The organism is Campylobacter concisus (assembly GCF_003048575.1).
Taxonomy (GTDB): domain Bacteria; phylum Campylobacterota; class Campylobacteria; order Campylobacterales; family Campylobacteraceae; genus Campylobacter_A; species Campylobacter_A concisus_U.
This window is the reverse complement of the sequence record NZ_PIRZ01000001.1, coordinates 386,497-396,910: the sequence shown is the minus strand read 5'-3', so window position 1 is coordinate 396,910 and position 10,414 is coordinate 386,497. Positions and strand designations below refer to the sequence as shown.

Annotated in this window: 5 protein-coding genes and 2 pseudogenes; all 7 read right to left on the bottom strand. The window is 39.4% G+C overall.

The genetic code is table 11. The features are described from left to right. The 7 genes and pseudogenes from napA to CVS84_RS01960 all read right to left on the bottom strand — a co-directional run bounded on the left by napA (position 1) and on the right by CVS84_RS01960 (position 10,399). On the bottom strand, positions 1-2,781 hold the full coding sequence (gene napA / locus CVS84_RS01990; RefSeq protein ID WP_107690943.1) for a nitrate reductase catalytic subunit NapA: 2,781 nt from the start codon (positions 2,779-2,781) through the stop codon (positions 1-3). A 538-nt stretch (positions 2,782-3,319) separates the two neighbouring features. After that, positions 3,320-3,691 (bottom strand): annotated as a pseudogene (locus CVS84_RS09785) (methyl-accepting chemotaxis protein); the annotation flags it as partial. 816 nt (positions 3,692-4,507) lie between these two features. Then, positions 4,508-5,260, bottom strand: a pseudogene (locus CVS84_RS09780) (cache domain-containing protein); the annotation flags it as partial. Positions 5,261-5,681: 421 nt separating this feature from the next. Then, the gene (locus CVS84_RS01975) at positions 5,682-8,249 is read right to left on the bottom strand and encodes a molybdopterin-dependent oxidoreductase (protein WP_107690940.1); all 2,568 of its coding nucleotides are present in this window, start codon (positions 8,247-8,249) and stop codon (positions 5,682-5,684) included. An 84-nt stretch (positions 8,250-8,333) separates the two neighbouring features. Continuing rightward, a complete protein-coding gene (locus CVS84_RS01970) occupies positions 8,334-8,909 on the bottom strand; it encodes a cytochrome C (RefSeq protein ID WP_107690939.1) in 576 nt (191 codons plus the stop codon). 98 nt (positions 8,910-9,007) lie between these two features. Further along, positions 9,008-9,436: an EamA family transporter gene (locus tag CVS84_RS01965; protein WP_413784318.1), complete on the bottom strand. Its 429-nt coding sequence runs from the start codon at positions 9,434-9,436 to the stop codon at positions 9,008-9,010. Between the two features lie 39 nt (positions 9,437-9,475). After that, positions 9,476-10,399, bottom strand: coding sequence for a Dyp-type peroxidase (locus CVS84_RS01960; protein WP_107690937.1), 924 nt, complete (start codon positions 10,397-10,399; stop codon positions 9,476-9,478). Positions 10,400-10,414: the final 15 nt, after the last annotated feature.

The following is a 10,414-nucleotide window of genomic DNA, read 5'->3' as shown; positions in this document are numbered from 1 at the left end:
CTATGCTTTATAAATTTTAACCGCACACTTTTTATAATCAGTCTCTTTTGAGAGTGGGCAAGTAGCGTCTAGTGTTACTTTATTGATAAATACGTTTTCATCAAACCAAGGCACATAAACAAGACCTACTGGCGGCTTATTTCTACCTTTTAGATCGACTCTTGCTTTTACCTTGCCACGACGTGATTCAACCCAAACGATCTCGTTTTGCATTACGCCAAGCTTTTTAGCATCATCTTCGTGCATATAGCAAAGTGCCTCTGGAACAGCCCTGTAAAGCTCAGGAACACGCATAGTCATAGTGCCTGAGTGCCAGTGTTCTAGAACACGACCAGTACATAGCCAGAATGGATACTCTTTGCTTGGCATCTCGCATGGATCCATATAAGGGCGGAAGAAAATTTTTGCTTTATTTGCAAGAGATGTTTTATCTTTATTTGTAACGCCTTTTAGATCACCTGTTGGAAGTGCTGCATTTTTGTTGCCATAGAATGCAAATTTCTCATTTGGAGCAGCTTTTTTAGCATATGGGTCAAATTTGGTGTTAAATCTCCACTGAGTCTCTTTACCATCAACTACTGGCCATCTTAAACCTCTTACCTTATGGTATGTGTCAAAGTCAGCTAGGTCGTGGCCGTGGCCAACGCCAAATTTTCTATACTCTTCCCAAAGATATTTGTGAACGAAAAATCCATATCCTTTAAATTCTTTGCCATCTGAACCGATCACTTTTCTGCTATCGCCAAATACTTCTGTATTGTCGTAGTTTTCCATAATAGGATCGTTTGCACTAAATTTCTTAGCCTCTTCGTTAGCAAAAAGTACATCAAATAGCGTATCTTCCTCGCTATATCCCATAGCTTTTGCAGCATCGAGCACATTTGGAAGTGTAACTTTGTCATTTACTTTTTTCTCACCCCAAACGTCTTTTAGCTTAAAGCGCTTACTAAACTCCATCATTTGCCAAATATCAGGCATCGCTTCACCAACAGGAAGTACTTGCTGTCTCCAGTGCTGTGTTCTTCTCTCAGCGTTACCGTAAGCACCCCATTTTTCATATATCATCGCAGTTGGAAGGATAAGGTCAGCAACTTTTGCAGAAATTCCTGGATAAGGATCACTTACAACGATGAAGTTATCCATCTCACGAGCTGCTTTTATCCAGTGGTTTGCGTTTGCAGTATTTTGCCATGGGTTGTTTACTTGAACCCAGATAAATTTAACCTTACCATCTTCAAGATCACGCATCATTTTTACGTAGTGAGAAGCGAGTACACCACTTAGTGTTCCGGCAGGAAGTTTCCAAATTTTTTCAGTTATCTCTCTATGTTTTGGATTATCAATAACCATGTCAGCTGGCAAGCGGTGAACAAATGTTCCAACCTCTCTTGCTGTACCGCACGCACTTGGTTGACCAGTTAGAGAAAACGCTCCTGAGCCTGGAAGTGCTTGTTTGCCGAGTAAGAAGTGAACCATATAAGCTTGCTCATTTACCCATGTACCACGTTGGTGTTGGTTAAAGCCCATCGTCCAGAAACTAACAACTTTGCGGTTTTTCTCTATATAAAGATCAGCAAGTGCTTTTAGTTTTTTCTTAAATTCTTCTATATCTTCGTTTGGATCACCCTTGGCTACCTTTGCAGTAAAGTCAAGTGTGTAAGGATCAAGAGCTTTTTTAAACTCTTCAAATGTTATTTGCCAGTGATCGCCAGCCTTTGCAGCATTTTTATTTTCAAGTGTATCACCAGCTTTTAGCCCAAGATAAGAAAGCGTAACGCCCTCAGCCTCGCTTAGCACCTTTGACTTCTCAGTCGCAGCAGTATCTAGCTCGCTTGGAGCATATTTTTTATGATTAATGTCTGGGCGCAGACCATATCCGATATCAACTGGGCCAGCTGTGAAGACACAGTGCTTTTTAACAAATTCTTCATCGATCATCTCTGGGTGGTTATAAACTATCTCGCGAGCGATGTAGTTCCAGATAGCAAGGTCAGATGACGGAGCAAAAATGATCTCAATATCGGCTAAATTTGATGTTCTAGTTGAGTAGGTGCTTAAATTTACTACCTTTACTTTATCAGGATCACTAAGCTTTCTATCGCTTACACGCGCCCAAAGGATCGGGTGCATCTCAGCCATATTTGCGCCCCAAGCTACAATAGTATCAGTTAGCTCGATATCATCAAAACAGCCTGATGGCTCGTCTATACCAAATGTTTGCATGAAGCCAACGACCGCACTTGCCATACAGTGTCTTGCGTTTGGATCAATACTGTTGCTTCTAAAACCACCTTTTATAAGCTTAATGGCAGCGTAACCTTCTGGAATAGTATATTGACCAGAACCTAAAACTCCGATACCGTGAGGTCCTAGTTCATCATATGCCTTTCTAAACTGAGCTTCCATGACATCAAATGCTTGTTTCCAGCTTACTTGCTTAAATTTACCTTTTTTGTCAAATTCTCCTTTTTCGTTTACACGTAAAAGCGGATGAGTGATCCTGTCTTCGCCGTACATGATCTTAGCGTTAAAGTAGCCTTTGATACAGTTTAGACCACGGTTTACTGGCGCTTCTGGGTCACCTTTTACAGCTACTATCTTGCCCTCTTTGGTTGCAACCATAATGCCACATCCAGTTCCGCAAAATCTACAGGCAGCTTTGTCCCAACGCCAGCCTTTTTCTGCTTCGCTTGCTGCACTTAGCGAGCTTGGCACAGCTATACCAGCACTTGCGCAAGCAGCACTAGCTGCGGCACTTTTTATGAATTCTCGTCGATTCATTCTTTCTCCTTTAAAGATTTAAAACAAATTTAATTGATATTAACCTTGTAAAACTTATTTACAACTGACTTACATTTACAAAAATTTCAAAAAACTTAAGCTAAAAATGTAAATATTTTTCTACATAAAAATATTAATTTTCTCACAAAGTACGATTTTAAAAGAAAATACTATTTAATAAAATTTAAAAATTTTAGAGTAGTTATCAAAAAGCTAAAGAAAACAAAGTAAAATTGTTTTTAAATATTTGAGTAAAAAAGTAACATAAAGTATTATTAAAAATTTTATATCCTTACTGAAATATCAATAATTACAAGGATAAATTCTAATAATTTTCATTACATTACAGCAAACATAATCTATAAAAATTTAACTAGTAATATCACTATAAAGCTATAAATATTAGATTATTTTTAAAAACTTTATTATATTTATAAAACAAAAAATAATTTTAAGATTAGAGATAAAAAGGAGTTATTTTCATCCTCAAATTTTGAGGATGAAATATTAATGAAATTTTAAATATCAAGCCGCAAGGTTAAAATTTATTCTTTTTAACATCAGCTACTATTGTCTTAGCCATGTCGTCTATTTGATCAGTAATTTCGTTTGTTGTACCAACAATATCAATATTTTGTTTTGTAATACTGTCAATCTGGCTTACACTTTGATTTATCATATTTATGCCTTCGCTTTGCTCTCTGATGCTCTCACTCATCTCATTGATACTTTGAGCTAGAACATTTGCATTAGCTTCGATCTCACCAAGTGACTTTTGAGTTCGCTCAGCTAGTTTTCTAACCTCATCTGCAACGACTGCAAAGCCACGTCCATGCTCGCCTGCACGTGCTGCTTCTATAGCCGCGTTTAGAGCAAGTAGATTGGTTTGGTCGGCTATATCTCTAATAATAACGATGATGTTTTTAATCTCTTCGCTTTGTCTTGTTACGTCGCTAGCTTTTTGGCTAATGGCGTTCATAGAACTGCTCATCTCTTCTATAGCAGCCGCACTTTCTTGGATAGAGTCGGCTTGTTTATGAGCTCCGTCGGTTAGGGTTCTCATAGATTCTGCTAGGATTTTAGCTTTTTCTTCTAGGACCTGAGCTTCTTTTAAATTTTCCCTTAGCATATTGCTTACGGCATCGCCCGCGCTTTGAAGGCCTACTATCATATCTCTTAGATCGCTTTCAAGCTCGGGTTTTAGCTCTAGTCTAGGAGTGTAGTCGTTTTTATTGTAAGAAGCTAAAACTACCGCTATTCCTTTTAAATTTTCAGAAATAGAAGTAAAGAATTTATTTAGCAGGTCTTTTAACTGAACTAAAGCCGGATTATTAGGGACGGAGTTAATCTTAGCTCCCATATGGCCTTTTATCATAAGATTTGCTATACCGTTCATCTCGTCTATTAGGGCGCTGTCTTTTTTAACGCCGTTAAGGACTTTTTCTATATTCTCGTTAATAGATTCGCTCATTCTGCCGAATTCGTCTTGCGTAGTTACTACTAGCTTTTCCGGAGCGTTAGTGGTTTCGTAAGTGATAAATTTAAACGCGTCTTCAAGCTTGGTTTGAATGGTCCTAATAGGGCTAAGGGATTTTTTAAGAAGAGTAAATACGATAGCCGAAAGTATAACTATAAAAGCTACGGCTAGGATTATTTGAGCTTTTAATAAAGGCAAGGTATTAGACGAAAAAGTATCTGCTCCGATAGCGGCTACGGCTAACCAGCCTTGGTCGTTTATAGGAAGGACTTTGGCGGTTACGTTCTCGCCTTTATAGTTTGTATAGGGAATAAGTCCATTTTCATCAAATTTTTTAGCCGCAAAAGCCTCAGCAATATATTTGCTAGCAGGAACGGTTTTGCCAACATTGTTTGGGTCATTGTGCATTAGCATTACGCCGTCTTTGTTCATTAAAAAGACGTAGCCGTATTTTGTTTTACCCATTTCAAGAATTTTTTTACTTAAAGTATCTATCTTTAAATCAAGTCCCAAAACACCAGCAAAATTTCCATTTTTATTTACAGGAGCGGCAAAACTAACTACCAAAGCATTATATGTAGCTGCTAAATAAGGCTCGGTATAGATAGCACCATTTGCGCTCTTGGCTGCTTTGTACCAACCTCTGGTTCTAGGATCGTAGTTATCAGCTGGAGTCATTCTAGTGCCGTCAGACTGGAAAAAATGTCCATCGCTTTCACGTCCATAAAATACATAAGAAACTAGCGAGCTAGCGTTATCTTTTTGCATTTTTGTTTTTTCCATATACAAGTCATCATTATTTGGTGTATTTTCTATGTCTGAAGCTAACTTTTTGGCTACACCTAAATATTCTTCAAAAAAAGAATCCGTAGTAGCTTTGATGTCACTTAGAATCTGTTCCTGGGTCTGGCTGACCAACTCTACTACCTTACTTTCCGCTGTATAGTAGCTAACTGCTGAAATAGCAGCAAACGAAATAACTAGCAATGAGATGATAATCATCGCTATCTTTGAAGTTATGGACTTCATCTTTCCTCCTTTAAAAAGTTAAAATCACTTTAATTTATCGAAAAAGAATTAAAACTAAAATTAATTTTATACTACATTTAACGCCTTTTAAACAATTAATCAAAAATTGTATTCATTAAGGTAAAAAAGTGAGTTTTTTTAGTGATTATTTTATCTTTAAAAGTCCGGTGACTTGGCTTTTCAAAAGACTTTATAAATTTAATATAACTGGTCATTCAAATGTAGAAATTTTATTTAACAATCAACAAAAATATACCTATCACCTCAACATCCATTGTAAAATAAAAATTTATAGAGCTATAGGCCTTAAATATAAATTTAAGCTTTTTGTGAATAGAAGATTTGTTTTAAATTTTAAGTTCAAAAGCAGGAGAAGACTCCCCTGCTTTTAATATTATTTAGAAATTTTTGGCTCAACAAAAGCTGTAAGCTTTAACGCCTCGCCACCTTTATATTTCTCGATATTTACAAGAGCTGTGTGGCTGATGTTACCGTTTGCTAGCTTGCTTGTTGGGATATCTATGGTTAGCACATTTGCAGAGCCATTTTTGCAGATACCACTATCAAAGCCGTCATACCAAGCGCCCTCAGCTAGTTTTACAACGCCCTCTTTGATGTTTTTAGTCACATGAGCACCTGCTAAAACCTCGCCACGTGCATTAAATACACGTACCAAGTCGCCACTTTGTACACCAAGCTCTTTTGCGTCTTTTTCGTTGATCCAGATAGGCTCGCGATTTGCGATAGCGTAGTTGTCACGAAGTGAAGTTTGGCTTAGCTGTGAGTGCAAGCGGTCAGTTGGGTGAGCACTTATCATGTGGAATTTAGCCGGTTTATCTTTCATGCCTAGCCACTCGATTGGCTCAAACCACATTGGGTGCGCCTTGCAGTCGTCGTAGCCCATTTTTTCAATAGTCTCTGAGTAAATTTCTATAAGACCGCTTGGGGTTCCAAGAGCATTTAGTACAGGATCTTCTCTAAATTCGCCAAATCTTACCCAGCTATCGCTATCTTGAGATGAGGCAAATGTAACTGGCTTGTTCTCGTTCCAAAACTCTTCAAATGGCTTCATATCAGTTGTGAGCTCTGGCACAGCCTTGACCTGAGCGTAGGCTGCGTCATAGTACTCTTTGATCCAGTCAAACTCATCCTTGCCGTTATCTGTGTAGGCAATGACCAAATTTTTAGCATAAGCCTTGCAAAGATCAGTGAAAATTTGGTAGTCGTCTCTTGCCTCGTGGTATTTCTCAACGACTTGTTTCATCGGCACTATGTTCATATTTGAGTAGTCACCAGTCATGGTGATATCGTTTCTCTCGTACTCTGTAGTGACTGGAAAGACAATATCAGCCATTTTTGCTGTCGGTGTCCAGTATGATTCATGTACGACAACTGTTCTTGGCTTTCTCCACGCTTTTAAATTTGTATTTGTATCTTGATGGTGCACAAGTGGGTTGCCGCCGACCCAGTAGATAAAATCAATATCTGGATAGGTGATCTTTTTGCCGTCGTGGTCGATCACTTTACCAGGATGTAGCAGCGCATCAGCAATCCTTGCTACCGGGAAGGCATAGTTGGTTGCTTTTTGTAGCCAACTTTGGCCTGTGCCTGCTGCTGCAGCTGCCTTTGCGACGAAGCGACCTCGTTTATCAAACTCGCCTGTGTCTGTGCCGATAAACTCACCTTTTTCGTTAAATTTACCCACACTTGCGCTATTTATGCCGCCGATGACTGCACCCTTGCAAGTCGGAGCGCCGCCGTTTGAGTAGTGATAGCTAAGGCCAAATCCCCCACCAGGAAGGCCGATCTGTCCTAGCATCGCCGCCAAAGTCACCATCGCCCAGTGTGGTTGCTCGCCGTGGTGAGCGCGCTGCATGCCCCAGCCGCTCATTATCATAGTGCGGTTTGCGATAAATGTATCAGCTAGCTCTTTTAAAGTATCTTTATCGATGCCACAAATTTTGCTCGCCCACTCTAAATTTTTAGGTGTGTTGTCTGTTTTGCCAAGTAGATATGGGAGGAATTTATCAAAGCCAGTTGTGTAGGTTTCAATGAAATTTTTATCATACTTGCCGCTCTCATATAGGTAGTGCATCATACCAAGCATCATAGCTGTGTCGGTGTTTGGCACCGGAGCGATCCACTGAGCATTATCAAAGTATTGCGCTGTGTCACTCTTGATAGGATCGATGATGATCACTTTGATATCTTTTTTATTTTTGAGCTCTTCAAAGTATTTAAAGCCCTGCTCGTCGGTGCTAGTCCAAGCTATGCGAAGTGTCGCAAGTGGGTTTGCACCCCAGATGACTACGACTTTTGAGTTCTCAAGTACGACTGGCCAGCTGGTTTGCTGCTCATAGACCTCGATACTACCCACGACGTGAGGCATGATAATTTGGCTAGCACCTGTTGAGTAATCTCCTAGTGAGCCAACAAAGCCACCACTAAGGTTCATAAATCTATGAAGTAAAATTCTTGAGTTATGTACGTTACCGCTTGATTTCCAGCCATAGCTGCCCGCAAATACACTTTGTAAGCCTTTTTGTGCTCTTGTTTTTTTCAGCTCTCTTGCAACTAGCTTGATCGCCTCTTCGTAAGGCACCTCAACCCACTCATCCTTACCGCGAAGCTCTGGCTTTGGACTATCTGGATTTTCAAGGTAGCTCTTTCTAACTGCTGGACGCTTGATACGACATTTGTAGATCATATCTGGTGTGTAGTGCTGAAGCGGGTTGTAAATTTCACTTGTTTTTTGGATAGGCTCTGACTTTACTGCTACGCCGTTTTTGGTTGTCACTTTTAACATACCCCAGTGGGCAGCTGTGATGACCTCGCTATCTCTTAAAACACTCTTTTTTACGCCATCAGCAAATAAATTTGATGCTGTTACGCTTGAAAGCAAAGGTGTCGCTGCAATTGCTGTAGCACCTTTTTTTAGAAATTCTCGTCTGGTCTCGTTCATCTTATCTCCCTTTCATTTTTAAGTTTTCTTTTGAATAAGCTAAACTTTAATATTTGTTTTTACTCGCCGCTACAAAAGTTTTGCTTATTTACCTAGGTTTACGTCAGATGAGTGTTTTTGAAGGTATTCAACAACCAACCACTCGTCTTTTTTCTCTATTGCGGTTCTGCCGATCATTGATTTTAGAAGTGACGGCCATTGGTTTGCGTTGAAATGTGTGGTTTGAGGCAACGCATGGCAAACACCACAGCTCTCTTTATACATCTTGTCAGCTTTTGCAAACATTGCGTTCACGTCAGTGCTAAAGCCATCTTTTTGAACAAAAACTGTTGTTTCTACCTCGTTCCATTTGCCGTTTTTGCCCTCTTTGATCACTTTAATATCAAAAGGTGCAGTTTTTGCAAATGCCACCGAGATAATCCTCGCGCCATCAGCAAAATAAACTACGTTGCTAACGGCTGGATTTTGATAGCCTTTTACTTTAATTTGCGCTCTGTCACCGCTTGTTTGTAAAATTTCAACTGCGTTGGTTGGTAGCAGTCTGCCTATACTTTTTGTTGAGCTAGCATCACCGTAAACATCTTTTACAACATCTGTGTAGTTTATACTAGCACCAAATGCCGCACAAGCCACGATGGCTGAAAAAATGATTTTTTTCATATTTCTCCCTTCGAAATGAAATCGTTCAAATTTTAGGAGCTTTTTGATTAATTACAAATTAAAATTAAAAATATATTTTAAGAATAATGCAGAAAATTTTATTTAAAAATGAGTAAAAATACGCCAGACACGATAAGGCAGACGGCTAAAATTTCTTTTAAATTTAACCTCTCGCCAAGAAAAATGACAGCCAAAATAATAGCAAGCACAACGCTAAATTTATCAACCAGCGCCACTTGGTAGACCTTGCCAACTTGCATCGCTTTAAAATACATGAGCCAAGATAGCCCAGTTGCCATACCACTTAGTATGAGAAAGAGCCAGTTTTTGGGACTTAGAGAGCTTAGTGGCTGCCATTTTTTAGCCACGCTTAAAAGTAAAACAAGCATAAAAATAACAACGATCGTTCTTATAAATGTCGCAAAATCGCTGTCAATATCCTTTACACCAAGCTTTGCAAATATCGCGGTAAGTGCAGCAAAAACAGCTGAAAGAGCTGCGTAGATAAACCACTCTGGCATTTTTATTTAAAATTTAAAAGGGCAAGTTGCCTCACCCATTTAAATTTATCCCTCGTAATCGCCAAGCATATCAACTGTTGGCACAAAATATAGGGCACCAGTTACTGGTGTACTAAAGTCAAGTAGCCTATCTGAGTTGCCCTTTGGCTCTCCGATAAACATCTTTTTAAGCATAAGCTCAACCGTTGAAAACGTGCTCGCATAAGCGATGAAGTAGGTGCCTGTTTTACTACCTTCAGTAAATGGCATATTACCACGTACGACCTTTTTATCGTCTCCTACGTTTGCAGCAGCTGAGTGTGAATTTGTAGGTTTTACATCCTCGCTCATCTCGATGTCAAGCTCTTTTGAGCGGCCTATTACCTTTTCTTGCTCACTTACGCTTGTAGCGTTCCAATCTTTCATATTGTGAAAGTATTTTTGTACAAAAACGTAGCTGCCGCCTTTAAATTTAGCGTCCTCATCGCCAACTTTAGCAAAGAAATCTCTCTCCTCGCCCTCAGGATTTTCAGTACCATCAACAAAGCCAATTATCGCCCTGCCGTCATGATACTTAAAGCCTTGCGTCTCATCTGTAAGCTCTGCAAATTTAAAAAGCACAGCTTTTATTGCTTGAGCCATATCGAAGCAATCAGGTGCATTTAAAGCACGGATATGGATGTGGATATCGCCCTTTGTGCTAACAGCCTCGTGCTTGTCGCCCTTGATCGCTTTAAAATTTACAAGCTCTTTTGGCAGATCTTTTGAAATTTCAAGCTTTTTCCAAGCATCATGACCCACGCCAAGGACGCAGTTTACATTTTCATTTGCGCCAAATCTAATCTTGGCAGTTTTATTTAAATTTACAACCAAGGCGCAAAGCTCGGCAAAACCCTCTTTACAAGCCTTTTTATCAGCTGTTAAAACCCATGTTTGAAAGACTGTGTTGTTGCCTGGTGTCTGCGTGACCTCTTGTGAATTTACGCTCATTTTTTCTCCTTTTTG